At 45.9% G+C, this 25,939-nt stretch carries 31 protein-coding genes and 1 tRNA gene; 23 read left to right on the top strand and 9 right to left on the bottom strand.

Features of this window, described 5'->3' with window-relative positions; all coding sequences use genetic code 11:
* Nucleotides 1-182: 182 nt before the first annotated feature.
* The 3 genes from cobZ to O8C68_01480 are packed head-to-tail and all read left to right on the top strand — an operon-like array spanning nucleotide 183 to nucleotide 2,151.
* Nucleotides 183-770, top strand: a complete 588-nt coding sequence (gene cobZ / locus O8C68_01490) for an alpha-ribazole phosphatase CobZ (protein MCZ7394475.1) — start codon at nucleotides 183-185, stop codon at nucleotides 768-770.
* Nucleotides 767-1,543, top strand: coding sequence for an adenosylcobinamide-GDP ribazoletransferase (gene cobS, locus O8C68_01485; protein MCZ7394474.1), 777 nt, complete (start codon nucleotides 767-769; stop codon nucleotides 1,541-1,543). The genes cobZ and cobS overlap by 4 nt, the downstream gene beginning before the upstream one ends.
* Nucleotides 1,528-2,151, top strand: a complete 624-nt coding sequence (locus O8C68_01480) for an NTP transferase domain-containing protein (protein MCZ7394473.1) — start codon at nucleotides 1,528-1,530, stop codon at nucleotides 2,149-2,151. The genes cobS and O8C68_01480 overlap by 16 nt, the downstream gene beginning before the upstream one ends.
* 10 nt (nucleotides 2,152-2,161) lie before the next feature.
* On the opposite strand, the gene O8C68_01475 is transcribed toward O8C68_01480, so the two are convergent.
* Nucleotides 2,162-4,027: a hypothetical protein gene (locus tag O8C68_01475; protein MCZ7394472.1), complete on the bottom strand. Its 1,866-nt coding sequence runs from the start codon at nucleotides 4,025-4,027 to the stop codon at nucleotides 2,162-2,164.
* A 51-nt stretch (nucleotides 4,028-4,078) separates the two neighbouring features.
* On the opposite strand from O8C68_01475, the gene O8C68_01470 reads away from it, so the two are divergent.
* The 7 genes from O8C68_01470 to prf1 all read left to right on the top strand — a co-directional run bounded on the left by O8C68_01470 (nucleotide 4,079) and on the right by prf1 (nucleotide 12,300).
* Complete coding sequence (locus tag O8C68_01470) at nucleotides 4,079-4,963, top strand: DUF1743 domain-containing protein (protein MCZ7394471.1); 885 nt, start codon at nucleotides 4,079-4,081, stop codon at nucleotides 4,961-4,963.
* Nucleotides 4,960-6,417: a thiamine pyrophosphate-dependent enzyme gene (locus O8C68_01465; GenBank protein MCZ7394470.1), complete on the top strand. Its 1,458-nt coding sequence runs from the start codon at nucleotides 4,960-4,962 to the stop codon at nucleotides 6,415-6,417. The genes O8C68_01470 and O8C68_01465 overlap by 4 nt, the downstream gene beginning before the upstream one ends.
* A gap of 68 nt (nucleotides 6,418-6,485) precedes the next feature.
* Entirely contained in the window at nucleotides 6,486-8,693 is a 2,208-nt protein-coding gene (locus O8C68_01460) for a CDC48 family AAA ATPase (protein MCZ7394469.1), read from the top strand.
* Between the two features lie 4 nt (nucleotides 8,694-8,697).
* Nucleotides 8,698-9,126, top strand: coding sequence for an Hsp20/alpha crystallin family protein (locus O8C68_01455; protein MCZ7394468.1), 429 nt, complete (start codon nucleotides 8,698-8,700; stop codon nucleotides 9,124-9,126).
* Nucleotides 9,127-9,165: 39 nt separating this feature from the next.
* Nucleotides 9,166-10,038: an ATP phosphoribosyltransferase gene (gene hisG, locus O8C68_01450; protein MCZ7394467.1), complete on the top strand. Its 873-nt coding sequence runs from the start codon at nucleotides 9,166-9,168 to the stop codon at nucleotides 10,036-10,038.
* 6 nt (nucleotides 10,039-10,044) lie between these two features.
* Nucleotides 10,045-10,986, top strand: a complete 942-nt coding sequence (locus O8C68_01445) for a beta-ribofuranosylaminobenzene 5'-phosphate synthase (protein MCZ7394466.1) — start codon at nucleotides 10,045-10,047, stop codon at nucleotides 10,984-10,986.
* Nucleotides 10,987-11,052: 66 nt separating this feature from the next.
* Entirely contained in the window at nucleotides 11,053-12,300 is a 1,248-nt protein-coding gene (gene prf1 / locus O8C68_01440) for a peptide chain release factor aRF-1 (protein MCZ7394465.1), read from the top strand.
* On the opposite strand, the gene O8C68_01435 is transcribed toward prf1, so the two are convergent.
* The 4 genes from O8C68_01435 to cdhD form a co-directional block, all read right to left on the bottom strand.
* Nucleotides 12,297-12,500 carry a hypothetical protein gene (locus O8C68_01435; GenBank protein MCZ7394464.1) on the bottom strand — a complete coding sequence of 68 codons (204 nt, stop codon included), beginning with the start codon at nucleotides 12,498-12,500 and terminating at the stop codon, nucleotides 12,297-12,299. The genes prf1 and O8C68_01435 overlap by 4 nt on opposite strands.
* Nucleotides 12,501-12,611: 111 nt before the next feature.
* On the bottom strand, nucleotides 12,612-13,592 hold the full coding sequence (ftsZ, locus tag O8C68_01430; GenBank protein MCZ7394463.1) for a cell division protein FtsZ: 981 nt from the start codon (nucleotides 13,590-13,592) through the stop codon (nucleotides 12,612-12,614).
* A 124-nt stretch (nucleotides 13,593-13,716) separates the two neighbouring features.
* Nucleotides 13,717-15,126 carry an acetyl-CoA decarbonylase/synthase complex subunit gamma gene (gene acsC, locus O8C68_01425; protein MCZ7394462.1) on the bottom strand — a complete coding sequence of 470 codons (1,410 nt, stop codon included), beginning with the start codon at nucleotides 15,124-15,126 and terminating at the stop codon, nucleotides 13,717-13,719.
* Complete coding sequence (gene cdhD, locus O8C68_01420) at nucleotides 15,126-16,409, bottom strand: CO dehydrogenase/acetyl-CoA synthase subunit delta (protein MCZ7394461.1); 1,284 nt, start codon at nucleotides 16,407-16,409, stop codon at nucleotides 15,126-15,128. The genes acsC and cdhD overlap by 1 nt, the downstream gene beginning before the upstream one ends.
* 183 nt (nucleotides 16,410-16,592) lie before the next feature.
* Between cdhD and O8C68_01415 the strand changes: the two genes are divergently transcribed.
* The 3 genes from O8C68_01415 to O8C68_01405 all read left to right on the top strand — a co-directional run bounded on the left by O8C68_01415 (nucleotide 16,593) and on the right by O8C68_01405 (nucleotide 19,575).
* The gene (locus O8C68_01415; GenBank protein ID MCZ7394460.1) at nucleotides 16,593-17,903 is read left to right on the top strand and encodes an FAD-dependent oxidoreductase; all 1,311 of its coding nucleotides are present in this window, start codon (nucleotides 16,593-16,595) and stop codon (nucleotides 17,901-17,903) included.
* 350 nt (nucleotides 17,904-18,253) lie between these two features.
* Complete coding sequence (locus O8C68_01410; protein MCZ7394459.1) at nucleotides 18,254-18,880, top strand: glycosyltransferase family 4 protein; 627 nt, start codon at nucleotides 18,254-18,256, stop codon at nucleotides 18,878-18,880.
* Nucleotides 18,877-19,575, top strand: coding sequence for a glycosyltransferase family 2 protein (locus tag O8C68_01405; protein ID MCZ7394458.1), 699 nt, complete (start codon nucleotides 18,877-18,879; stop codon nucleotides 19,573-19,575). The genes O8C68_01410 and O8C68_01405 overlap by 4 nt, the downstream gene beginning before the upstream one ends.
* 51 nt (nucleotides 19,576-19,626) lie before the next feature.
* Here the strand turns inward: O8C68_01405 and O8C68_01400 are convergent, their stop codons facing one another.
* Together O8C68_01400 and O8C68_01395 are read right to left on the bottom strand one after the other, a co-directional pair.
* Complete coding sequence (locus O8C68_01400; GenBank protein ID MCZ7394457.1) at nucleotides 19,627-20,772, bottom strand: UDP-N-acetylglucosamine--N-acetylmuramyl-(pentapeptide) pyrophosphoryl-undecaprenol N-acetylglucosamine transferase; 1,146 nt, start codon at nucleotides 20,770-20,772, stop codon at nucleotides 19,627-19,629.
* 44 nt (nucleotides 20,773-20,816) lie between these two features.
* Nucleotides 20,817-20,901 (bottom strand) — tRNA-Ser (locus O8C68_01395).
* Between the two features lie 110 nt (nucleotides 20,902-21,011).
* Here O8C68_01395 and O8C68_01390 point away from each other — a divergent pair.
* Genes O8C68_01390 through O8C68_01375 form a run of 4 tightly spaced genes read left to right on the top strand, consistent with a single transcriptional unit; the run spans nucleotide 21,012 to nucleotide 22,324 of the window.
* The gene (locus tag O8C68_01390) at nucleotides 21,012-21,335 is read left to right on the top strand and encodes a DsrE family protein (GenBank protein MCZ7394456.1); all 324 of its coding nucleotides are present in this window, start codon (nucleotides 21,012-21,014) and stop codon (nucleotides 21,333-21,335) included.
* Nucleotides 21,336-21,343: 8 nt separating this feature from the next.
* Entirely contained in the window at nucleotides 21,344-21,709 is a 366-nt protein-coding gene (locus tag O8C68_01385; protein MCZ7394455.1) for a DsrE family protein, read from the top strand.
* Between the two features lie 4 nt (nucleotides 21,710-21,713).
* Nucleotides 21,714-22,088 (top strand): DsrE family protein, encoded by a 375-nt coding sequence (locus tag O8C68_01380; GenBank protein ID MCZ7394454.1) that lies wholly within the window; start codon nucleotides 21,714-21,716, stop codon nucleotides 22,086-22,088.
* Nucleotides 22,088-22,324: a sulfurtransferase TusA family protein gene (locus tag O8C68_01375; GenBank protein ID MCZ7394453.1), complete on the top strand. Its 237-nt coding sequence runs from the start codon at nucleotides 22,088-22,090 to the stop codon at nucleotides 22,322-22,324. Before O8C68_01380 ends, O8C68_01375 begins: the two co-directional genes overlap by 1 nt.
* On the opposite strand, the gene O8C68_01370 is transcribed toward O8C68_01375, so the two are convergent.
* A complete protein-coding gene (locus O8C68_01370; protein MCZ7394452.1) occupies nucleotides 22,321-22,890 on the bottom strand; it encodes a DUF99 family protein in 570 nt (189 codons plus the stop codon). The two genes, O8C68_01375 and O8C68_01370, sit on opposite strands and share 4 nt — an antisense overlap.
* A gap of 95 nt (nucleotides 22,891-22,985) precedes the next feature.
* On the opposite strand from O8C68_01370, the gene O8C68_01365 reads away from it, so the two are divergent.
* The 3 genes from O8C68_01365 (at nucleotide 22,986) to O8C68_01355 (ending at nucleotide 24,476) form a co-directional block, all read left to right on the top strand.
* Nucleotides 22,986-23,723: a hypothetical protein gene (locus O8C68_01365; protein MCZ7394451.1), complete on the top strand. Its 738-nt coding sequence runs from the start codon at nucleotides 22,986-22,988 to the stop codon at nucleotides 23,721-23,723.
* A gap of 67 nt (nucleotides 23,724-23,790) precedes the next feature.
* Nucleotides 23,791-24,024, top strand: coding sequence for an Lrp/AsnC ligand binding domain-containing protein (locus tag O8C68_01360; GenBank protein ID MCZ7394450.1), 234 nt, complete (start codon nucleotides 23,791-23,793; stop codon nucleotides 24,022-24,024).
* A 56-nt stretch (nucleotides 24,025-24,080) separates the two neighbouring features.
* Nucleotides 24,081-24,476 carry a DoxX family protein gene (locus tag O8C68_01355; protein MCZ7394449.1) on the top strand — a complete coding sequence of 132 codons (396 nt, stop codon included), beginning with the start codon at nucleotides 24,081-24,083 and terminating at the stop codon, nucleotides 24,474-24,476.
* Nucleotides 24,477-24,478: 2 nt separating this feature from the next.
* Here the strand turns inward: O8C68_01355 and O8C68_01350 are convergent, their stop codons facing one another.
* Nucleotides 24,479-24,913 carry an ester cyclase gene (locus O8C68_01350; GenBank protein MCZ7394448.1) on the bottom strand — a complete coding sequence of 145 codons (435 nt, stop codon included), beginning with the start codon at nucleotides 24,911-24,913 and terminating at the stop codon, nucleotides 24,479-24,481.
* 102 nt (nucleotides 24,914-25,015) lie between these two features.
* Between O8C68_01350 and O8C68_01345 the strand changes: the two genes are divergently transcribed.
* Genes O8C68_01345 through O8C68_01335 form a run of 3 tightly spaced genes read left to right on the top strand, consistent with a single transcriptional unit; the run spans nucleotide 25,016 to nucleotide 25,939 of the window.
* Complete coding sequence (locus tag O8C68_01345; GenBank protein MCZ7394447.1) at nucleotides 25,016-25,339, top strand: Rieske (2Fe-2S) protein; 324 nt, start codon at nucleotides 25,016-25,018, stop codon at nucleotides 25,337-25,339.
* Nucleotides 25,340-25,347: 8 nt separating this feature from the next.
* On the top strand, nucleotides 25,348-25,599 hold the full coding sequence (locus O8C68_01340; protein ID MCZ7394446.1) for a glutaredoxin family protein: 252 nt from the start codon (nucleotides 25,348-25,350) through the stop codon (nucleotides 25,597-25,599).
* Nucleotides 25,600-25,603: 4 nt separating this feature from the next.
* Nucleotides 25,604-25,939, top strand: coding sequence for a ferredoxin:thioredoxin reductase (locus O8C68_01335; protein MCZ7394445.1), 336 nt, complete (start codon nucleotides 25,604-25,606; stop codon nucleotides 25,937-25,939).

Here is a 25,939-nt window from a genome sequence, read left to right as displayed (position 1 = left end):
CGTTTATCTGCGTTCATCTGCGGTTAAAAAATATACGAAACGACCTCTATCAGCAGCATTTATCTGCGCCCATGAGCGTATCAAAACCATTTCATAGCGCCGATATGTGGTTAAATGTTTTTCAGAGCGTCAATCAGCGGTTAAATTTTGAATGTTATAGCGATTAAAGAATGGAGAATATCATGAAACTATCCACCATAAAAGGAAAAAAGAAAAAGAACCAGCCAAAAGAAATCAAAGACACGGATGCAAGAAGCATAATGAGCGTCCTTGAAGAAGCCGGGCTCTCTGAAGAAGTGCTTGTATCAGCGGCTATGGAACTCTACGTCCCGCATCCGGGAGTTGAGAACAAGGACATAGCACAGCGTGTGTTCAGGCGCGAGTTAATGCATGCCCTCTCAGACCCGAATCTCTGCATACTGTTATACGCTGGCTTGCTCCTTGAAAAAGCAGGCGAGGAAGGGAAGCTTCCGGGCATGAGCAAGGAAATCTTCAATAAAGACCTTACCTTTTTGATCGTGGATGAGGTAATCGGGATGAGCATAGCAAAATACATCAGCGGCGACAAGGGAATCTTTGAATACGTCAGGTTTGACAAATTAAAACCCGGCATACTCTCAAAACTCGGGCCTTTCATGGACGATGTGATTGCAGGGCTCATAGGAGGAGCCTCAGCCAACATGTACTCAAGAGGGAGGGGCGACGGAGGTAAAACGAAGGCGAAAGAAAGAAAGGCTATCCCGAAAAGTGAGGGCGGGTTTGCCGGATGAAAAAATTAACCGGCTTTATGAGAGAGTTTCTTTCTGCCCTGCGCAGCGGTTTTGGTTTTCTCACCACAATACCCGTGGGTATAACCATGGAAGGCATAGAGAAGCTCATGAAGCACGCATATCTATTCCCTCTTATCGGCGCGGTTCTTGGCGTCATCCTTGGAATAATGGCTTACATATTCTCCATAATATTTCCCCAGGCTGTGATACCGTTTGCAATCATTATCGTTATTTACTACCTCACGGGATTCAATCATATCGACGGGCTTGCAGATTTTGGCGATGGCATAGCAGCGCATGGCACACGAGAAAAAAAGATAGCGGCAATGCGCGATACTGCTGTGGGGACAGGAGGGTTAATATTTTGTATTATTGCGATCCTTGGAATTTTTGCGTCTCTTTTTTCTATTGCAAAAAGTAATATGCTTCCCTATGCGTTAATAGTCGCAGAAACAGGCGCAAAACAATCCATGGTCACGGTTGCAGCTTTTGGCAGGAAGTTGCATGAGGGTTTCGGGGCAATGACGGTGGAGAATACGAGGTTCTCCGACTTCATAATAGGAATGGTTTTTACCGGCATAGTGAGCTACTTTTTTCTCGGGGTATTCGGCGTTGAAGCCTTCATAATCTCACAATTGGCTGCGCTTCTTGTCCTGAATACGGCAAACCGCCACTTCGGCGGGGTGAGCGGGGATATTATAGGTGCGTCTAACGAAGTGGGACGCCTCGCTGCTCTTCTCTTCATCGGAGGATTCGCATGGATGCAATTGTGATGGCAGGGGGAATGGGAAGGCGCCTTGGGAAGGATGAAAAACCTCTCACCCTCCTTCTTGGCAAACCCCTGATTTCTTATGTGCTCTGCGCTCTTCTTGGCTCAAAAAACATCGAGCGCATTTTTGTTGCAACCTCTCCACGGGTAAAAAAAACCAACGACTGGCTTCTGGATTTCAAGAAAGAGCATGATAATGTGGAGATAATCCCGACTGGCGGTGGCGGTTTTGTCCATGATATGGTTTATGCAGTGGAAAAAGCAGGCATCACAGGGCATGTGTTGGTTATAATGGCAGACCTGCCTCTTGTAACACCAGGACTGATAGACAGGATAATAGAAAAATACCATGAGATAAATATGCCTGCACTCTCGGTTCACATGAACCTTGATGTGTTTAATAAACTCGGGCTTCGTCCTGATACTGTTTTCCATAAGAATAACGGCTTAATAGTGCCGTGCGGGATAAACATCCTTGACGCAGGCAGGATACGGGAAGAGCAGGAGGATCACAACCTTATTTTAGAGGACAAGGAGCTTGCACTGAATGTGAATACGCAGGAGGATCTGGAAGTATGCGAGAGGTATTTGAAAAGAACCGCAGGTTTTTAACCTATTTATTCTATTTTTTACTCAACCGCCATACAAATAATATGACCGCAATTGAGGCGACAGACTCAAAAGCCGGTATCTTTGTCTTCTGTTTCGTTGGGGCAGCCGTGGCAGTTGGAGTTGGTATTACAATCCCGGGTATGAAGGGCGTGATCGTGGGTTTAACCGCGGTTTTATTTGAAGCTACGGCGTGGGAATTAAGCACAACAGAAGTCTTTGCAACCATTTTTGCATAGGAATACTGGGAAATCTTATCAAAGGGATTGGTCAATGTTTCGGCGTATTCATACGCGCTCACAGCAAGCGTGGGCTCGATTCCAGCCATTCGGGCTTCGTTAATTGCCGCCCTTGCAGACTCATTGCTCTCTTCTACTTTCAGCCTGGCATCGGTCGTGCCCAATAACCCGATGGAAGTGCTGGCTGTTATTGTCGCCTGAAGCGAATCAAAAATCGCGCCCGCATAATATCCGCGTTCCAGTTCTGTCTGGGCATTGGTAATGTCCTCATCCGCGCCTGTGAGAATCCCGGCGTGAGCCCCGCTTTCCGAAAGCAATGCCTGCATGTAGGTATTGATAGACTGCGCCTGGCTCAGGTACCATCCCGCGCGGTCTTTTAATATATTCTCTGGCACTGTTTTTTCCCCAGGCAAAGCAAGGGTAAGCCACCACTGCGCTGTTCTTGCCCTCTCGTTGGCAAAAGCCAGTGAAAAAATCTTCTCATTGGTATCATTGAGTTTTTTCGCCTCATCGAGTTTTGCCATTGAACCTGTAATCCTGGACTCTGCCGCGCCCACAGCCTCGACATCGCTGACCCCGTATAATGTAAAGTTATCAAGATCAGACTCAGAAAGCTGTATCTGCTGCTCGACTTTATTTACAAGTTCTGTAAGATATTGCTCTTTATCGGATGCCTTGCTGTAACCATCGCTCCACTGCGCAAAGCGCATGTCGATCATGGCATTAAAATACGAAGAAGTCGCAGCATAGTATTTCTTGTCGCCGTACATCTTGTCTGCACTGCTTAAAATGTCCTTTGCCTGTTGCAGGGACTGGCTTTTAGGCGCAAGTTGTGCGGTCTCGTCATACATGCTGCCGGATTCTTTTTTCAGGTTGGTGGCGAGAGGTTCAAGAAGGTTGAGGTAGCTGGGAGTTAGAATCGTTCCCTGATAAGCAGGCCTCTTTATCTCATTACCCGTAAAAGCCAACACTGCGTCCTGAATTGTGCCGACTTCTTTCACCGTTACACTTAAATTTTTCCCCAGATCCACCACATCCACATTTTCCTGCGTTTCCTGGGTGACGACGAAGGCACCTTTCGTCGTGGTAATTGTTTTTGTTATGGTAACATTACTCTGTCCTTGCGGTATCAGGAAAAGGGTGGCATTCTTTGCAGCTGCAGCTTCAAGCTTGAATGGAATCCCGCCTACCGGCCCTATGGACTCATCCGGATTTATCATCCCAGTCATGACCACATCAGGTTTCAATGTCCAGTTTTTTATGGCTGCAATCGTTGCCACCGTCAACGCCCCGCCTGCCGAGGGTCCTCCGATAATGGGTGAGCTTATGTCAATGATGTAATAGAAGTCATACGCCTTCTGGTCAATCCCGAGCACATCCGAAGCCACCATTGCGGCAAGCCTGGCTGAGCCCTGGAGGTCAACCTGCGTATAAGGATTTGTATCCACAAAAACATGACCTGTGCCGTTTGTAACAATTACCTGTGCACTCAGGAGAACGCCCTCATCCCCGTTCTCGGTGCTGCGGTCGGCTACGAGCGGTATCGTGACCCCGTCTTCCAGAGCATGGACAGGGTTTACAGCAGCCAATAATAATAGTATAGCACAGAAGGGCATTATCCAGAAGGATTTGGTCATCATTTTCTCACAAACACTCATATATTAGATTAAATACTTAAAACCAGTGTAAATATGCATCTATCCGACCCTTATAATATAACTTATAAAGGCATCTATGCAGTTGCGGACAGGAAAAACGAGCTTGTGGAGATAATGGAACATTCCAGCTGCTACGGAGGCTCTGCATGGGCATTATACCATTATTCCAAAAGCCCGCTTGTTATCAAAAGCCGTTCTGTGGGCGACATGATGCGCTACCTCGTAAGAACAGGGCATTCACCCCTTGACCTGCGCTCATCGACAGCGGCTGCGGGAATTGAATCGGTCTTCGTGAATGATAAAGAAATCGAGATAACATACAGCGGTCTCGGGGGCGGAGGCGTTGGGGCAACCACATGCAGAGCCTATGCGAACGGTGTTCTGCGCTGTCGAATTTCAGAGTCGGGAGGAGGAAAACGTGCAAGCGGTACAATCGTTGTCCCGCGAAGGGAAAGAGTGCTTGTAGGAATTGACAACACAGATTCAAAAGAGGTTGGAGCGACCTGGACGCTCGCCCACAATATCGCAGATGCGGTCGATACGCCTGAGCATAAGTACATCTCCCATACCCTTGTCCAGCTTTATCCCGTGCCAGAGAAGACACAGAACTGCGTTTCGACGGTTCTTGAATTTGCATGCATCGGCGGAGCAAAAAAAGAATTGCTTGCAAAAATAAGAAAAGGACTTCTAAAATACAGCGTGTCCCCTGAGACCGGAATGGTGGCTCTATCGGAATTTGATGCCTCCGCTCTCATGGAATACAGCAGGCTGTGCAGGAGCGGGATTGTATCAAAGGAACTTGCTCAAAAAACAGCAAAGGAAAATGGCGTTGAAATATGCATTGATGGTAAAGGCGTAATTGGCGCTCTGGCAGCACTTCCATGGTTTTCGCGCAATGATGAAGCGGTGGCACTATGAAAAACTCTATGAATGGTCTTGAGGCCATAGCTGCTGCGCTTTCGGACTGCGGCGTTAAAATAGTGACTGGAGTCCCGGGTTTCCCGATAACCGAACTCATGGAAGCTATCAAAACAAAGCATGAATGGTCTGTGAATGAAAAGGTTGCACTTGAAATTGCCCTCGGCTCATCGGTATGCGGGGAACGCAGCGCAGTGATAGCAAAACATGTAGGTGTGAACATCCTCGCAGACCCGCTTATCTCTTCTGCAACGCATACGATAGGTGCAGGCGTGGTAATCATTGCAGGGGACGACCCGGGCGCACAGAAATCCCAGAACGAACAGGATTCGCGTTTTTACGGATTGGTTGCAGAGGTTCCGGTATTTGACCCATCGACGCCGCAAACTGCCTACCAGTGTATCAAAGAGGCGTTTCTTCTGTCAGAAGATGCCAGTACTCCCGTGATAATCAGAATTACGGATAGACTCCTCAAAAGTGAGGGCGAAGTTACAAGGAGAAACGAACCTGCTGCACACATATCCTTTGACAAAAAAATATGGCATCTCACAATGCAGGGCAAACACCAGCGTTTTCACAGCACGTCTTATCCAAAAATGTGTGAGTACGCCGAAAGCTCAAAATTCAACAAATATAAAAAAAGAGGCGGCACAGGAGTAATCTCATCAGGTTTCCCGGCATCTCTCGTTGAATCCATAAAACCTCAAAACTTTTCCCATCTTTACCTCGCAATAACCAATCCCCTGCCACTTCGGTTAATTAACCGCTTCATAGGAGAGCATGACCGCGTGCTCGTTGTGGAAGAGACAGAACCCGTTATTGAAAGACAGCTTTCAAAAAGAGTGCTCGGGAAACTAACAGGACACCTGCCTTACGGGCTCGTTGAAGCCAGGGATATACGAAGTGCAATCAAAAATATCAACAACGACGCAGTAGAGCGCAGAATAATACCACAGACCATCAAGAAAAGAGGGAGCCGTCCCCTCTGCGAGGACTGCCCCTACATCCCTCTTTACAGGGCGATAAAAGAGCTAGGAGTGCCCGTGGCAGGCGACATCGGATGCTCCATAATGACAGCATCGCCGCCGCTCTCCCTCCTTGACGCCGCGTTTTCCCTCGGCTCGTCCATTGCCACAGCGTGCGGGTTCAGCAGGAAGGGAATAGCGATAATCGGTGATTTCGGTCTTGCACATTCAGGGATTTGCGGACTTATCAACGCAGTCCATAATAAACATGAGGTCTTGGTCGTGGTGCTGCAGAACGAGGTGGCTGCCATGACAGGGGGGCAGGAAGTTCCTGATTTAACAGATTTAATCAAAACGTGTGTCAAAGATACCGCAATAATAGACCCGCAGGACATTGATTTAAAAGACAAACTTCTGGAAAAACTCAAAAAGAAGGGAATATCCGTTTTAATAGCGAAGGCGCCATGCCCCAGATTTGATATACTGTGAAATTACCGATGTTCTAAATCCATGTCATGCTTTATGTATTATCAGTAATAAAACATGACTAAGAATCTATGACCGAAAAAATAATGCTTCGAGTTGCAGAAGCCTATCACAGGGATGCCGGAAGCGGGGTTGCAAAAATAGAACGTGATATTATGGAAAAGCTTGGCATCCTGAGCGGCGACACTGTCCTCATAATCGGCAAGGAAAAAGCCTGCGCCATAGCAAGACCTGGCTATCCGGAGGACGAGGGGAACGAGCTTATAAGGATAGACGGGAACATCAGGACGAATGCCCGTATTGGTTTAGACGACAAGGTCTCAGTACAGAAAATCGCTCCCCAGGAGGCAAAAAGGGTTGTGCTTGCCCCCACGCAGCAAATCCGATTGGTTGGAGGACCGCAGTACCTGCTCCGCCTACTTGAGGGAAGACCTCTCATGAAGGGACAGCGCCTCAGGGTAGAGACGGTAAGCAATCCCCTCTCGTTTATCGTCATCTCAACACAGCCTCCAGGACCTGTTATAGTAACACGGAACACAAGCTTGGTTGTAAAGGAACAGGTAATGGAAGAGCTGGAAGTGCGCCCCACGCATCTTACCTATGAAGATATCGGAGGACTGCGGCGTGAAATCGCCTTGATAAGGGAGATGATAGAACTTCCCCTTCGCCACCCTGAATTGTTCGAGAAACTCGGTATAGAGCCGCCAAAAGGGGTTCTGCTTCACGGACCTCCAGGCACGGGTAAAACTATGATAGCCAAGGCAGTAGCAAGCGAGACCGATGCAAATTTCGTTTCGATAAGCGGACCTGAGATCATGAGCAAGTACTATGGTGAGAGTGAAAAACAACTTCGTGAGATTTTTGATGATGCAGAAAAGACCGCTCCTACCATTATTTTCATAGACGAGATAGACAGCATTGCCCCAAAAAGGGAGGAAGTTACGGCTGAGGTGGAGAGGCGCGTGGTGGCGCAGCTGCTTTCGCTTATGGACGGTCTGAAAAAGCGCGGGCAGGTGATCGTAATTGCAGCCACGAACAGACCCAATGCAATAGATCTCGCGCTTCGCCGCGGGGGAAGGTTTGACCGCGAGATAGAAATCGGTATCCCGGATCGTATCGGCAGGCTTGAAATACTTCAAATCCATACGCGAGGAATGCCGCTTTCGGAGGATATGTCCGAGGAAAAAGGGATGCGCGAAATGGCAGACATAACACACGGCTTCGTGGGTGCGGATATATCGTCGCTCTGCAAGGAAGCTGCCATGCACGCAATTCGCAATATCCTGCCGAAAATCAATATCGAAGAGGAGATCCCACCCGAGATTATGGAGAAAATCACCGTCACAAGAGGGGATTTCCACAATGCCCTTCGCAATATCGAGCCTTCTGCCCTTCGTGAGGTGTTCGTTGAAGTGCCTGCGGTGAGGTGGGAAGATATCGGGGGGCTTGAATCCGTGAAGCAGGAACTCATCGAAGCGGTTGAATGGCCGCTCAAATATCCCGAAGCATTCGAAGCCATCAATACAAGACCGCCGAAGGGGGTGCTGCTTTTTGGACCTCCGGGCACGGGGAAGACATTGCTTGCAAAAGCCATAGCTACCGAGAGCCAGGCGAATTTCATAAGCATAAAAGGACCTGAGCTTTTGAGCAAATACGTGGGAGAATCCGAGCGCGCAATCAGGGAAACCTTCAGGAAAGCAAGGCAGGCAGCGCCAACCATCATCTTTTTTGACGAGATAGATTCAATCGTACCGGTACGGGGTGCGGCATTCGATACAGGCGTGACCGAGAGGGTGGTGAGCCAGATACTCACGGAACTTGACGGGCTTGAGGAATTAAAGAACGTTGTGGTGGTGGCAGCCACGAACAGACCTGATATGGTTGACCCTGCTCTGCTTCGCCCCGGAAGGTTTGACCGCTTTATTTTCATAAGACCTCCTGATTTGAAAGAGAGAGAGATGATATTCGATATCCATCTAAAAGGCAAGCCCTTATCATCTGAGGTAGATGTGGGAAAGCTTGCAGTGAGAACTGAAGGTTATGTCGGCGCTGATATCGAGGCGGTGTGCCGTGAAGCTGCGATAATTGCTCTGAGAGAAGCCATCAAACCCGGAATGGAAAGAGAGGATGTAAAGAAAAAAGCGCTCAATGTCAGAATTAGAAACGAGCATTTTGAAAAAGCCTTCAGTACGGTGAGACCCACTCCATGGGAAGAAAAAGAGTATGAAGACATACTGGATTTTTCGAAAGCCACCAAAGACAAAAAAAAAGGAAAATGAAACTATGAGAAAACGAAATGAATTTGAAGAATTCCTGAGACAATTAGAGGAAGCTATCGATAATATTATAGATGAGATGAACCTGCCGGAAGACAGACCTGTAAATATTGAAATCTCAATAAACCTGTGCCCGCACATGTTTTTTAATTCAGGGATCGCTGCCGAAGCGCCTGGGAAAACCCCTGTGGATATACTTGAAACGGAGAAAAATATTCATGCCGTGGTATCACTTCCCGGAATGGCGGAAGAAAAGATTCAACTGACCTGTTCAGGAACGGTTCTTGAGATAACAGCAGATAACGATGCAAAAACCGTAAGAGAGGTTATCAACCTGCCTGCAAGGGTCAATAAAACTGGCATGAAAACAACGTATAAGAATGGGATTCTTGAGGTGGTTTTCAATAAAAGAAATTCGAGAAAGGGATCCAAGTAAAGCAAAGCTTTTAATCGCTGAATTCATGTTAGGGTTAGTATGATAGACATCGCTCTCCCGAAAGGCAGCCTTGAGGAACAGACGCTGCTTTTGTTCAAGCAGGCAGACCTTGAGATAAGAAAAACCGACCGCGAGTATAACCCCACGGTACATGACCCGAGGATAAAAAAGGTCAAGATACTCCGGCCGCAAGAAATACCCAAGTACGTTGAAGAGGGTTACTTTGACCTGGGAATATCCGGAAAGGACTGGGTTATAGAGTCGGATGCCGATGTGGTGGAAGTAGCGGATATGTTCTACAGCAAACTTGGAGAGGGGATAGTGAAAATAGTTGTTGCAGTTCCTGTTGATAAGGAGATAAAAAGCGCAAAGGATATTAAACCCGGGAGCAGGGTCTCGACAGAGTATCCTAAACTCACGAAACGGTTCTTTGATAAGCTTGGAATCCCTGTGGATATACGCTACTCCTACGGGGCGACAGAGGCGAAAGTCCCTGAACTTGTTGACGTTATTGTTGACCTTACGGAGACAGGCTCGACTCTGAGGAAAAACGGATTAAAAATCGTGGACATTATACTTGAATCCAATACAAAACTCATAGCGAACAAGAAAAGCTGGAAAGACCCCGTGAAAAGGAAGGAAATCGAGGAAATAAAAATCCTCCTGCTGGCTGTTCTGGAAGCGCGAGGCAGGGTTTTTATTGTGATGAATGTACGCGAAGATAAACTGGACAGTGTTGTGAGCGCACTGCCGGCGATGAAGAAACCCACGGTCTCGAAACTCTACAAATCGGATTATTATGCCGTTGAAACCGTGATAAGCAAGAGTGAGATCAATATACTCATCCCGAAACTCAAGAGCCTGGGTGCAGAGGATATACTTGAGATGGACATTGCCAAGATTGTGCATTAACAAAATATGTTAAAAATCACCACACCATCCCGCCTTCATATAACTTTAATCGACATGAATGCAAGCATCGGGCGCGTGGACGGGGGCATCGGGCTGACGCTTGATGAGCCTGTTATAAGCATAAATGCGGAGAAATCGGACATCGTTGAGATTACAGGAGAAAGCGAGCATGCGGAAAGAATGAGACACAGCGCAACAAAGCTTTTGCCTGAAGGCGCAGGAATAAACATCGGAATAGAAAAGGATTATCCCTCTCATATAGGTCTTGGCTCAGGAACGCAGGCTGCCCTTGCATCAGGAATGGCTGCTAATAAACTATATGACCTTGGTCTTAGCGTGTACGAGATTGCGGTAAAAGTCGGAAGAGGAGGCACAAGCGGCATAGGCGTGGCTGCTTTTGAAACTGGAGGCTTCATTCTCGACGGAGGGCATAAGTTCAGCATGAAGAAGGATTTTCTCCCTTCATCGGCAAGCAAGCTTCCGCCTGCGCCTGTTTTATTGAGAAGGGATTTTCCTGACTGGGATATTGTAGTTGCAGTGCCGGAGCAAAAAGGTGCGTCATTGAAGAACGAGGTAAACATATTCCAGAAAGAATGTCCTTTGCCTTTGAAAGAAGTGGAAAAACTGTCCCATATCATCCTGATGCAGCTTCTGCCCGCGCTTGTGGAAGAGGATATGTTGACCTTCGGGAAAAGTATTAACGCGATTCAGGAAATTGGATTCAAAAAGAAGGAAGTGGAACTTCAGCCGGTTTCAATGAAGCTGATGAAGGCGCTGAGAGACGCCGGCGCCTACGGCGCAGGCATGAGTTCATTCGGTCCCACTGTGTATGCATTCGGAGAGGATACATGGAATCTCAAAAAAATAGCGAAGGAATTTCTGGGGGAAAAAGGGCAGGTGTTTATCACTAAGGCGAGGAACGAAGGGGCAAGAATAGAATATAATTGAGTCAACATTTATCTATCTTAGCCAATATGAATGAATCAAAATCTCCTGTTTCTCGGAGCATACCCGATGGTAGAATCAGAAGCCCATAAAAAATACGAATTCAAAAAAACGCTTGATGCGCTGCGCAACAAGCACGGCAGAGGCACGGAGCTCATCTCGCTCTACATCCCGCATGATAAACAGATACACGAAGTAGCCTCCCAGCTCAGGGAAGAATTCGGTCAGGCATCCAACATCAAATCAAGAGTGACAAGACAGAACGTGACTGGTGCAATCGAATCGCTGCTTTCAAGGCTCAAGTTAATACCAAAAGCGCCCGAGGACGGCGTTGTGATTTTCTGCGGCGCAGTGGATATAGGCGCTAACAAGACAGATATGGAGACATACATAATCGAGCCGCCTCAGCCAATAACGTCATACAAGTACCACTGCGATTCATCCTTCCTTCTCACGCCGCTTGAGGAGATGCTTCATGAAAAAAAGACATACGGTCTCCTTGTTATTGACAGGCGAGAGGCCACTGTGGGCGTGCTGCGCGGCAAGCATATCGAAGAGATGGCTCATCTTACTTCTAATGTTCCTGGCAAGCAGAGAAAAGGAGGTCAGAGTTCTCACAGGTTCCAGCAGCTTCGCCTCATTGCCATTAATGACTTTTATACACGCATCGCAGATGCCGCAAGCGAAGTCTATTTGGGGATTGACCCTAAGGACTTCGAGGGTGTTTTCATAGGCGGACCATCTCCCACCAAAGAAGAATTTGAAGCGGGCGAATTCCTTCATCATGAGATACAGAAAAAGATACTTGGCCTTTTCGATGTGGCAAACACTGATGAGTCGGGTTTGACCGAACTTTTCGATAAACTTGGCGATGCCCTGCAAAATGTGGAAGTTGTCCAGGAAAAAAAACACATGGAGCGTTTCCTTAAAGAACTTGTGAATGAGATGGGGCTTGCCTCCTATGGCGAGGAACAGGTCAGGAAGAACCTGGAGATGGGTTCTGTGGAGACGCTTTTGCTTTCGGATGAACTTCGAAAGATGCGCCTCACGCTGAAATGCAATAACTGTGATTTTGAGGAAAAGAAGACCTTTACGAAAAAACCCGGCGAGGAGGAATACCAGCCCGGGAACTGTCCTAAGTGCGGGTCAAGCCTCCGTATCGTGGAGTCCATTGATATCGTGGATGAGCTTTCAACCATTGCAGACCAGATGGGGACGAACGTAGTTTTCATTTCAAATGAGTTTGAAGAAGGCAATCAATTACTCACGGCGTTTGGAGGGATAGGGGCGATACTGAGATTCAAGACGGGAATCTAATATTTTTTCTTGCATACTCTGCATTTTACTGTCAAATCAATGGTAAGCCCATTGATGGATTCCTCTGCTTCGCGCAGAGCTTCTTTTATATTTGCTTTGTCTAAAATCTGCTGAATCTCTTCCTTTATCCTGATATAGCGCACATACTCCTCAACCGTGAGCTGGTTTTCATTGCTTGACTCTATCGAAATCGAACTCATCCAGTTGAGTTATATGAGATAATAAGCAAAAAACGTATGGAATACCGATATGTCAAATTTAATCTAATAAAAAAGAAATTATGTGATGTGGTTATCACATCACTTTAAACTTTACTGACCTTCCATGAATGGGCTCTTGACACCTGTCAAGACCGCCATCACACGTACTCTGCCTGTCAGTTGATCATCCACTTTTGCGCCCCAGATAACCCTCTTGGTATTCGGGACCTTGTCCATGATCAACTCGCCAGTTACAGCGACCTCTTCGAGAGTTAAGTCCTCGCCGCCCACGATGTGGATGAGCACACCATACGTTGCTGCCATGTCGGAGATATCGAGCAATGGAACAGCGATTGCCTGTGATACGGCTTTTGCCACTCTGTCCTCGCCGTCGCCTTCGCCTATGCCAATAGCGGATATCCCGCCCCTCTCCATGACAGCACGAAGGTCTGCATAGTCAAGGTTAATAAGGCTTGGCTGGGTGATTGTCTCGGTTATGTTCTTTACGAACGCGCCCACAAGTGCATTTGCGACTGCGAGTGCTTCTTTCAAAGGAAGGTTTCCTGCCACTTCCCTTAACTTTGAGTTATCGATCACGATAGTTGAATCGCAGCTTTCTGTGAGTGCCTTTATGGCTTCTCTTGCCTTCTCTCTTCTAAACTGCTCAATCTTGAAAGGAATCGTTGTGCATGCGATTGTAAGTGCCCCGACTTCTCTTGACACTTCTGCAACGACAGGGATCGCGCCTGTACCTGTTCCTCCTCCCAATCCTGCAACGAGGAAAACGAGGTTTGCCCCCTCTAATTCAGCTTTTATCTCTGAAATATTCTCTTTGGTTGCCTGCGCACCCATTTCAGGATATCCACCGCATCCATGCCCCTTGCATAATTTCTCACCAAGTAAAATCAGCTTATCAGCCTTGCTCATTGTACTCAGGTGATTTACATCAGTGTTGGCTGCGATAATCTTGCCGCCAGCCATTCCCTTTTCGTGAATCCAAGTCGTTATATTGCATCCTGCACCACCAAGCCCGACTACGGCCACAGATGGTTTTGCAGTTTTTACGAATTCTGCTAACTTCTCGTTAACCATGTTAATGCCTCCTTAAACCAAATTATGGCTTAAATCTACCAAATTATGGCTACTCCAGTTACAACTTTTAAGTATATAGATATTATTGATGAACTCGTGTGGAGTTGAAAAAAAGCTCCGGGCTTTACTTTGGTTTAGGCGGCCAATTTTTCTCCATCCATCCCGGGATACGCCCGGAATCAGGGGGTCCTATCATAACCCTCAAGCCCGTCGCATCCTCCACATCCCCCTGCAGCCGGGCTGCAAGACCTGGCAGTATCAGGGTATTATGAGTTGTCTTATCCTTGAATTCGAAATTGGCTTTCTGGAAGGTATCCTTTATCTTGGCTGCGGTGAGCTGCCCGCCTGCAACTGAAGCCTCTACTCCTATGCCGTCTGTATCCACAGCTGCAAGATAACAGTTTATCTTGTTGGAAGAAAGGTCGCTCTCCACAGTATAATAAGTGAGGGCAAAATTGGTTGTAATTATCACTGGCGAATCCTTTGTTGGCGAGCCAACTTCATTCACGCCAGGCGCCACTTTAACAGGGGTTCTGGGGTCTGTGTAAATCGTATCCCTGATATGAACCTCGGGTAATACGGCATACGGCTCAAGGCTGTGAAGAATCATGATGTCCCCATACCTGACCATGAAAACCGAAGCAAGCACTGTTTCCCAGTAGGAAGCCGTCACCGTGTCCTTATAAACAAGCCATGCATTCAGTGGAACAGCCATAATCGGATAGGCTATATCCTTCTGCCCTTCTTTTATACCGGCGCGGCGAAGCTTTACGAATCTCTCGAAGGTTTCTTTCAGTTGCTTTCCCTGCGGATAAGTACCTGGATCGAGCACAAGGTCTTTTATTCCCATTTCCCGGAACGTCAGAGCAAGCGATTTGAGTTTATCCAGATCAGTCGAGAACAGCACCACTGGAACCTTATAATTCAGGGCAAGTTCTGCCACTTCTCCCCAGTTTTTCTCTGTTGCAGCGTATATCAGCGGGTTTTCATCCTTGACCACTTCAAGTGCAGCCTTAAGAACAGCCGGGTCAAAAGAGCACAGTATCAGGGGAAGTTTCGTTGTTTCACTTACCTTCTTAACAGTACTGGCAAACTTTAGCGCATCTCCTGAAACGCACCTCACTGCCACCATGTTCACTTTCAGGAATTTTCCGACATAGAATTTCCTGAAGTTCTGAATCCTGTTTATCCTCTCCACAAGTTCGATGTCGGGCATGGTGTCCCAGACATCATAGGCCAACGCGGTGGGGTCAAAAAAGGTCAACTGGTGGCGGTAGAGAACGTCGTCTCCGCCTATCTTTTTGGCATGTTCCCCAGTGCCTATTGTGATTTCACGTATCTCTGGAGCAAGAAGCGTCTGTAACTCTACATATTTTTTCTTGAACTCGCCTTTAAGCATGGGAGGACAATCCTCCAGCTTCTTTGAGCGGTCAATGAGATGGGATGCAAAAGCCATGCATGTCGCTTCGCCGCATTCCGCGCAGTTTGTCTGGGGTAAATACTTATAAACCTGAAGCGGGCTATTCAGTTTCATTATACCACCGCCGATATCCAGTTATCGATATTTATTAATTCGGTTTCCTTCAAGCCGTACAACGTCTGGGTTATCTCTTTCAAAACCTGCACAGCCGTTGGATGCATCATCATAAAAAGGTCGTTGCCTGCGAGCGATAAAGTCAATCCTGTGACAATCTCCCATATCGGTCCCCTGTATTCACGGGGTCCCCAGTCCGAGTCTTCTTTTAGAGGCGATGAAACCATCCATGCCTCGCGCGCTCCCCATGCGTTGGTGGTGCCGCTCGACATGGGGAAATTGAGCTCGGCATCGCCAGACAAGCCTGCAAGCCTTATCCTTTCCATATTGGTGTAAGCATAATCAAGGCCGTATCCAAGTGCTGCGGTCGTGGGGTCCATCAGCATATTCTCGCGCGCCACGCCGCACTGCTTCATTAATTTCCTGTTCAGCTCTTTCTGTGCATTTATCTCAAGCTGCGTCCATGAAAGCACGACATGGTTGTATTTCTTGGCTGCTTCCGCTATTCGCGCATAGTCAAGGTTCAGGCTTGCCGAGGCAAGCAGGCAGCGTTCACCTTCTGCTGCCTCTGCAGCTTTCTCAAGTACGGCAGGATCTTTTTCAGGATTGCCGGAGCCTCCGATCACGATCGGAACATCCACAGCCTGGAGAACATCTTCCACTGTTTTTGCCGCGTCCTTCGGAGAGGTGTCCTTGACATTGGGGTCCGTGCTTATGAGATGGATCGTGACCATGTCTGCCCCATAATCCCGTACCACCTTTTTTGCCCACTCTGCAGGGCTGTTGATTACGTCCTCATAGTTGGATTTGACAGCCTTTGCCATGTTTATGGGCATGTCGAAAACATCCATGGTTATGTAATTGCGGTGGGGCATCGGGGAATCGAAATAATACGGAAGCGCTCCCTCCCCTCCCAGTGTTACCGTGCTCTTGCGTGAGCCTCCGTCAGAGGAAGTAGCACCCAGCACCACCTCCTGTATCGGCGTCTTCCATTCCTCGGTTCTGCCGACGCTGAACTTTGACTCGATTAATTTTGAGAGCTTCTTCGGCTGGGGGGCGGCGCCGAGCATCTGGTCAATGGGATAACCCAGAATCCTGGAGATATTCATTAAGTGAAGGGCAAGTTGCGCCGTCTCATGCCCCAGCGCATATGCAAGCTGGGGGCTGAGCCCCATTTGTCCAAGGTCGATCTCCACATCGCCTTCTATCTTCACTCCTTCGAGGGACTGGATTTCGCCGCCAAGCAGGCTTCCGAGTTCGGAGAGTTTAATCTTTTTTGCCATTATTGCATCTCATTTAGCATTATTAATCGTCCCAGATAGGAGTTGCTACATATATATTTTTAGATTCAAGATTTGCAAGGGTGAAAAAAGATTCTAATAACATTGTATCCGGTCAGATAACCCTGAAATTATTGTCGATAGAAAACATTAACTTATATAAGTAGTGATAACAAGTTATAGGATGTGAAAACCGCGATCCTAGGTGGAGGTCTTACCGGTGTCACGGTAGCCCGACTGCTTCATGAAAAAGGTAATGAAGTTTTAGTACTTGAGCGAGAATCTGATTATGGAGGGTTATGCCGTTCAAGGTGCGATTCAGGGTTCACTTTTGATATAGGAGGCTCACACATCATTTTCAGCCGGGATGCAGAGGTCCTCAAATTCATGCGTGATGTGCTGGGAGAGAACAGCCAACAGAACAAACGCAATACAAAAATTTTCTACAGGGGGCGATATATCAAATATCCTTTTGAAAATGGGCTATATCAGCTTCCAAAGGAGGATCTTTATTTCTGTATCAACGAATTTGTCAAGACTTTGATTGCAGTTGAAAAAGGTGAATTGCAACCCCCTAAAAATTTTCGTGAGTGGATAACATACACCTTCGGGAAAGGCATAGCTGATTTATACCTGATCCCTTATAACGAGAAAATCTGGAAATTTCCCACGGAATTTATGTCGTTGCATTGGGTAGAAGGGCGCATTCCCAGACCCCCGGTTGAGGATGTGATAAAGTCTGCTGTCGGGATTGAGACAGAAGGATATACCCACCAAGCAATTTTTAATTACCCTAAAAGAGGCGGAATAGAAGCCATGATCAAAGCAATCGCATTACTCATTGAAAAAAACATACAAACAGGATTCACGGTTTCTTCGATCAGAGTAGAAGATGGAATGTTTATTATCAGTGACGGTGTCAATAAAATTACTGCCGATCGCTGCATATCAACCATCCCATTACAGGATCTCCTGAAATGCCTGGATAATGTCCCTGAAAGTGTCCAGCGATGTTGTGATGAATTAAAGTATAACTCGCTTGCATGCGTTTTCCTTGGCATAAGGGGTAAAGTTCCGGACATTTCATGGCTGTATGTTCATGAGAAAGATTTAGGGCTCTTTAACCGGGTCTCATTCCCTTCCAACTACAGTACCGAGGTTGCACCGCTTGGACACTCGTCAATCCTCGTTGAGATTACATATCACGAAGGTGATCAGGTATCAGCCATGACCGACAATGATATAATTACCCATGTAATCTCAGCGCTTAAAAACATGGAGATTATAACTAGCAAAAAAGATGTGGTATTAGCTGCTTTGGATAGGCAAAAATATGCCTATGTTATATACGATCTCGATTATATTCAGAATGTAACCGTAGTGAAAGATTTCTGCGCAAGGAGGGGTATCGGGCTCATTGGGCGTTTTGCAGAGTTTAAATATCTCAATATGGATGACTGTATTAGAAGTGCAATAAATTTTGTGAGGAACAACTGATGCGAGTGAATATTTTCGCGGAGGATATGCTTTTTTTAAAGTACATTGGATGTGCAACAGTAGCAAAGACGTTATATAGTCATTTATCCCAAATGCCAGGGATGGACATATCGTGGAACTCGAATGGTCATGATTTTGATCTGGTACATTACCATACTTTTGGGCCACTATCACTTTTGAATCGAAAATATTCCCAAGGTATCAAGGTATTGACTGCGCATTCCACACCTCGCCTTAATGAAGGCAATCTGGCTTTTTGCAGTTCCATCAATTCCCATTATCCCTCTATATATCGAAAGTTTGATCATATTATCAACATATCGCTTTCATGCCAGCGGGAGATTGAACAGATGGTACCAGATATGCCTGCTACATTAATACCGAATGGAATTGATAGAGATTATTTCAAAAAGGATCCAGGTAAAAGGAAGATTTTCAGGGACAATTTCCATATCGATGATAACGATAAAGTTGTGCTCACGGTGGCTCAGCTAACACCGCGAAAGGGTATATACGATTTTATTGAACTCTCAAGAAAGTATCCTGAGATACGCTGGGTCTGGGTAGGCGGGTTTCCTTACGGGGCGCTGTCAAAGGATTATCTCAATATAAAAAAGATAAAGAGCTTGTGTAGAGAGAATGCCATATTTACTGGGTTTATTCCCGACATCGTAGAGGCTTACAGTGGAGCAGATGTATTTTTCATGCCTTCGTATGCAGAGACCTTTGGACTGGCAATATTGGAGGCGCTATCCTGTGGTCTACCTGTAGTTGCTCGCGGAATACCAGAATTTAGAGAGATTTTCGGAGATGCGGCGCTGTTCTTCAGTAATATTGAGGAGGCAGGAGCCCACATCACAGATGACGTTTCATTGCGGCGCAATTCAGCCAAAGCTCGTGATTTTACCGAGCATTACGACATCAAAAATATTGCTGACATGCATTATGATCTATACAGGAAGCTGGTCGAATCATGATATCAGTAATTGTCCCTACCTATAATGAAGAAGCGAACGTTACAACCTGTCTGCAATCACTCTGCCACCAGACACTTCACCGGGATAAATACGAAATCATTGTAGTTGATGGAAATTCAACAGACAGCACCCGTGAATTAGCACGGGCTTATGCGGATGATGTCATTATTCAAAGTAGCAAAAAGGTGGGAGGGGCGAGGAATGATGGAGTAAATCTTGCCAGTGGAGATATCATAGCTACTACTGATGCAGATTGCTTTATTCCTTTTGATTGGCTGGAGATAATAAAGAATGATTTTGAAACACATGATATTGCGCAAGTTTATGGGATTGTTTATCCATTAGAACAAGAGATAAAACATAAGTTCTTCCTCTCAAGTGCAAATATCTTTTCCAGAATAGGATACTATACCCGCACCTTTTATTATACGCTGGGATGCAATACCGCCTTTGATAAAAAGGCATTCATCAAGTCCGGCATGTATCGATGCATCGATGCAGGCGATGATCTTGAGATTGCACAAAGAATGAAAAAACTAGGTCATGTAATGTTGGATAGTCGCATGAGAGTTGGATTCTCAATGCGAAGATTCCAGCAATTTGGCACTATAAAATCCCTTTATGAATGGTTTTACATAGTTACCAATGGAGGCAAAGCTTCAAAATACTCATACTCGAAACGAAATTACAGATGAAAAAATCTGTTCTTTGACAAAAAACACTCATGCACGCCTGAAAAAAACATTCTAATAGCATTGTATCCGGTCAGATAACCCTGAAATTATATCTGCTGCTTTTTTGCATCCCTCCATCTTTTTTGCCATCTCAGCGTACTGTTTTGCTCTTTCCCCGAATCCTGAATCGTTTAATAGTAAATTTATTTTTTCAAAAAAAGACTCGGTATCAAGGGATGCATAATCAAGGGTTTCGCAAATCCCGAGTTCCTTCATCCGTGCTGCATTGCTTTCCTGTTCAATCTGTCCTTTATCAGGAATAATAAGGGCTGGTTTTCCGAGTGTTAATATCTCCATAGCAGTACTGTGTCCTGCCTGTGTGACTATCAATTCGGCACCTTGCATATACGAAGAAATATCCTCCGCAAATCCCATTACTTTGACATTTTTCGGTATATTTTCGCTCTTGAATTTTGTAAATATAAGGAAATCGAAATCCGGGAATCTATCGGCGATCTTTAAGATTCCATTGAAAATGGGAAGTCTGAATGAATGCCCGCCAAGAATTGTTACAACAAAAGGCTTTTCTGGCATATCAGGGATATTCTGTTGGCTTACACCATTCATAGATACTACCGGTCCGATAAAGCGCTGTTTTTTCATGATATGCCTGCTTTTGCTCAGGGTATTAATACACACGGTATGCGGAGGCGGGAAATCCGGGATTAAAACCTCGTCCGTAAGTGACATTGTAGTTTTCATCATTAATTCCATAGGTTTCCCAACAAGGCGCAAAAAAAATGTCTCGTCTTTGAAAAAAGGCTCAAGGCTCGTCTGATTGGAGATCATAATGCATGGCAGCCCAAGTTTGAAAGCAGCTAAAACCGAAGCGATTCTGCCGTCCGATACCACGCATGTTGCGCCAAATTCCTCCATGATTTTTTTCTCATCTGAAATAGTTTTTGAAAAATGAATTGCCGTGCTTGAACTTCGGGATATTGTGCCTTTAAGGTCAAAAGTTCCTTCCTTTCCCACCATCTCGAACTCGTTTTTGATTTCAACAGCATTGAAACTCTTTTTTAAGCGATCTAACACGTATCCATAACTTCCCATCAGGACTTCGCTGCCTGCGCCGGTAAGTGACTCTGCTATCACCATGTCCCTGCTTGAGTGACCGTAACCCTCGCCGCATACTGAAAAAAATATCCTGTGTGCCATACTTTTCTTTAGCTTCGATTTTATATTCTTTAGCTATTATCCTACGCCGAGGGGGAGATTTGAACTCCCGCTGTGCGTAGCACAACCGGTTTTCAAGACCGGCGCCTTAGGCCGCTGGGCTACCTCGGCATGTTTCCTGCGAAATGGTTCGCATTGCTTATTAATATTGCCTGCATCGAAACATTTAAACATAAATAATAGTTATTGACTAAATCAACAACATTAAAATGAGGTAAAAAATGACAAACTTGTTACTGGTCCTTTCAAAAGACCCATATACAACAGAAACACCCGATCTCGCACTCGATATCGGGCTTGATGCAAAAGAAAAAGGGAACGATGTATCGCTGTATCTGGTTGAAGACGGCGTCACTGCTGCAAGGAAATCAGGGTTCGGAAATAAACTTGCTGCCGCGCATGAAAAAGGCATAAAGATATACGCAGACGACAAGGCTGTGCTTTCACGTTCACTCACCAATAAATTAATAAGCCGGGTGGAAATCAAGGAAATAGGCACGCTGCTTGATTTCATTATGGAGCACGACAGAGTCGTGTGGTTTTAGGTGATAATATGACAAAACAACTTACAATCGTATCGATAAACGGTCCTTACAGGGACGAGGGTGTGTTCACAATGATGAGGCTTGCACACGCTGCAAAGGAAAAGGGCATTACAGTAAATTTTTTTAACTATCTTGATGCCACGTTGATTGCGCACAGGGACCAGGCACCAAAGGAGTTCCCTCCCATAGAAACCATTTTCGGAACTATCGTCAAGAAAGGCTTGAAGAAACCCAAAGCAGATGCAGTCGCATGCATAAAATGCACGGATGCACGAGGGGTAACAAAGTACCAGACAGAAGGTGTCATAATCGGCGGACTTTACGACCTCGGCGAGTGGACTGGCGAATCGGACAAGACCATACTCATAGGGTGAAAACATGAGCAAGAAAGTAAATATAATAGTAACACAGCCCCCCTACGGGAAGGAAGATGCATTCTCAGCAATCCCGATGGCAGCTTCGCAGGTGGCTGCGGGAAACGAAGCCATCATGATATTTGTGAGCGGCGGCGTTCATTCCATTGTCAAAGGGCAGAAAACCGGCTACGGAGACCTTGCAGTATGGATTAAGGATGTCCCGACAGTTGAGGCTGAGATAACCAAGAATATCGAGCTTGTGAGTTTCTTTGCTCTTGATAGGGATATTGCAAAACGCGGCATAAACGACAGCGAAATCATTGCCGGGATAAAGAAGATCTCACTTTCCGAATTAACGGACAGGATACTTGAGGCTGATGTTAACCTGGTATTCTGATGGCTGAGATAATCCCAGACGAAACTCTTGACGTGAGGGGCGAATGCTGCCCCTATCCTCTTATTTTAACGAAAAAAAAAGTTGAACAGTTAAAAAGCGGGCAGATTTTAGAGATAATAGCAGACGACTCTGTTGCTCCCCAGAATATAGATTCATGGGCAAAAAAGTCAGGGAACAAACTGCTCGCAGTCAAACGCGAAGGTAATATTTTTAATATCTTTGTGCAGAGAACTTAGGCTTTCCCCGTCGATTCCCCCAGCACGACACCTGTGGCAATAAGATGCGCAACTCTTAGAGGTTCCGGGATATTGCTGTGTGTGGAGGTCTTACGCACAATCTCAACAGCGCTTTCCTTATCTATGCCAGTGAATTGAATAAAAACAGGATTCTCCTGTGCAATTTTGTATATTTTACCCGCACGCTGGATTATTTCCCATCTTTTTTCTGATTGGGGTAAATTTTCAAGGGCTGATTTGATTTTTTCAAAATCAGGACATGAGCGCATGAAAACAATGATCGGGATATTTGTTTCATCGTAAAGGCTTTTTATATCCACAGGGTTAAAACCTGCATACGTGATACCGTCAAGCATAATGACCCTGATCTGGGAATAGTATTTTGAATTCTTAATCATCTGGATAATAATATCAGTGGCATCCATGCCATCTTTTGTGATCTCAGAACGCAGGACGCCGTCGAGCTGCCCACCTCCACGGAAGAAAGTCCCGATTATGGTTACTTTCTCGTTGATCAAAGCAGAGTCGTCGATGGCAAGAACCCTTATTTGCGGTTTTATATGCATTGGTTTTTGTTAGTCAGTCCCGGTATTTAAATATGGGGTCTTTTTTATATAGATTTCCGTTAATCTTAATACTGCCAGAATATTATATACGGTTTATGAAATTTGCCAAGAAATGCCCGAAATGCGGCGGCAATGTCCAGACAAAGAGTATAAGAAAATCCATAGGGTTAGGTTTTGTGAATATTCCAGTGGCGCAGTTCTGTTTAAATCCAACATGCGACTGGTACCAGGATTTCTCCGAGGCAAAAAAACCTGAGGAGCTTGAGGAAACCATCATGCAGGTAAAAATCCCAGTATCAAAGGACAGGATGGCAGAAATAAAAAAACGGACTCCTGGAATAATCAAAGAAAATATGATGGTGGTGAAGGGTGCAATTGTTGTCATTATTCTGTCTATTTTGCTAATCTACGCACTCCAATTCCTGCTGCCCCAATCACCGAAAATCGAGGCGCCTGAGACGAATGCCCAGTTTGTAAATACAACTCAGTCGTCAGGAGCTGTATCAACCGAAACCCCTGCCGAAATACAGGTTATGCAGGAGCCAAAGAAATATTCTGTAAAAATGGATGTTACACATGGTTTTAATCCTAAAGTTCTAACCATTAACAGGTCAGATACCATAATCTGGGATAACGGGGAAAACCAGCGCCCCAGGGTTGCCCTGATAAGCAAAGAAGGCTTGTTTAAAGACAGGCTTATGGAATATTCGGATAAATACCCTTACCAATTCAACCAGTCCGGAAATTATACTTTTGTGCTGGGCGAATACAATCCCGTAAATCAGAATATTACTGAATATCCAGATATCGCAGGCAGCGTGATTGTAAAATAATCATCACGTTTATTCATTTGGAAAGCATTATATTCCCAAAGCCCAATAGAGATTGCGGGTGAAAAAAATGGCAGTAGGTTTTGTGTTAATAAATGTCGCTCCAGGCGCTGAAAAAAAGGTTTTTGACACGCTGATAAAATTTGAGGAAATCCAGGAGTTGTATCCGCTTTTCGGGGATTACGACCTGATAGCGAAAATACAGGCGCCCGATTACGAGACGCTGAGCGATATCGTGGTCAATAAGATAAGGGCGTTGAAGGGCGTTACCGAGACGAAGACGCTGACCGGGGCGAAGTTCTGAGCCCTGAAAAATCCCAGAATTACAGCCTGATAATCCTGCGGGCTGCACTTGGGATAATACTTTTTGCCCACGGCGCACAGAAGCTCCTCGGCTGGTTCGGAGGAGCTGGTTTCGATGCAACGCTCCAGTTTTTCCAGACCCAGCTTGGAATCCCGCCCGCGCTCACAATCATGGCAATCTTCGCGGAATTCTTTGGCGGGCTCATGGTGTTACTTGGCATTTTCACACGGCTGGGTGCAGCCCTCATAGCCATCGATATGGCAGTTGCTCTGGTAACAGTCCATCTACCCCAGGGATTTTTCATAGCAGGCGGAAAAGTGGGGTTCGAATATGTATTTGCGCTTCTCCTCGTGGCACTGTATCTTGCGATAAACGGCGCCGGCGGTCTGTCGCTGGACAGAATTATCCTGGAAAAAGCAGGCAGCGGTGCTCTTGGAAAACTGCTGTCCTAGGCTCACATCAATCCAAGCTGCTTCATCATTCCCACCAGGTCGTAGAAGAGCCTCTCCTCTACAATCTCCCCGTTCTTCCAGTGGGCGACGGTGCAGAACTCGAGTCGGAATTTTTTGTTGGTCGCCGGAATAATTTTGCCGCCAGGACCCTTCATCGCTCCCTTCATTGTGCCTGTAAATTCGGCTACCGAGCAGGTGTAGTCGCCCTGACCGAAAAGGATCTTGTATGGATTGTTCTCCACACGGTTGTCGGGAATTGTCTTGAAAAATTCCACAGCTTCCCTGTGATGCGCCATTCGTCCTCTCGTGGGTTCAGGCTGTCCCGGCCAGAACACGGCTACATTCTCAGCATGGCGTTCCTTGAACGTATCCCATTCCTGGGTATTCCATGCGTCATCCAGCGTTTTCATCAGTCGCAGGTTTTCTTCCACGCTCATAGTTTTATCACTCCCATTTTCTTATGGTAAAGTATCCGAAATAAAGCTTGCGGTCTGTACAACAGGAATTATATACTAACGTTACCAATAGTTATATTGGAAGTGGAAAAATTGGCGCCTGAATCTTCATGGGTCTTTGCAATCGAGGAGAATAAATTGCAGGAAAACAGCTTGAACATGGTGTTCCCGAAAGGATTACCGGTTCTTCTTATCAAAACGGCGGGGGAGATTTTTGCTATATCGAATAAATGCGCGCACATGGCATGCCCGCTGGCAGGAGGTATATTAGATGATTATACAATCGAATGCCCGTGCCATGACTGGAGATTTGATATCAGGACAGGTGAGTTTTTAGACGCAAGGGAGATTAAAATACCTGTTTATGAATGGAAGTTATCGGATGGAAAAATATTTCTAAAGATATAGGAGGAAATATGGCGAAAATATTCATGTACACGCTCAGTACCTGCCCGTGGTGTCGGAAAACAAAACTATTCTTCAAGGACAAAAATATTCCTTTTGATTATGTGGATTATGACCTGCAGGGAGAGGAAGAACAGGAGAAGATAATGAAAGAAATGGGGAGGCTTGGCGGCGGCATGGCTTTTCCGTTCGTGAAAATTGGCGATAAGATTGTTGTGGGATATAACCCGGAAAAGTATTCAGATTTATTAGGGCTGGAATAAAGAAATGAACGTTGAATCAAGAAAAAAGGCTTTGAGATACCTGTATCAGAAAGTAGTAGACCCGTTGGGCTACAAATTCAGTCCCGATGAGGAGATGGTGGATTTTTTACTTGAACAGGAGGTTATGTTAGAACAGAAACACGGCATCCCCTTCTGTCCATGCCAGGGGCTCACGAAGAAACGTGAGGAGAATATGAAAATAGTCTGTCCCTGCATACCTTTCCACAGGGAACATTTCGATGCCATCAAACGCTGCTGGTGCTTACTTTTTGTGCACAAGGACGTTACCAATCCGAATGAACTGAAGCAGATTCCTTTCAGTGAAATCAAAAGAGGCTAA

The sequence above is a fragment of the Candidatus Methanoperedens sp. genome (genome assembly GCA_027460525.1).
In the GTDB taxonomy this organism is placed as follows: Archaea; Halobacteriota; Methanosarcinia; order Methanosarcinales; family Methanoperedenaceae; genus Methanoperedens.
Note: the sequence above shows the minus strand (reverse complement) of the source record. Positions and strands in the feature narration are given on the sequence as shown.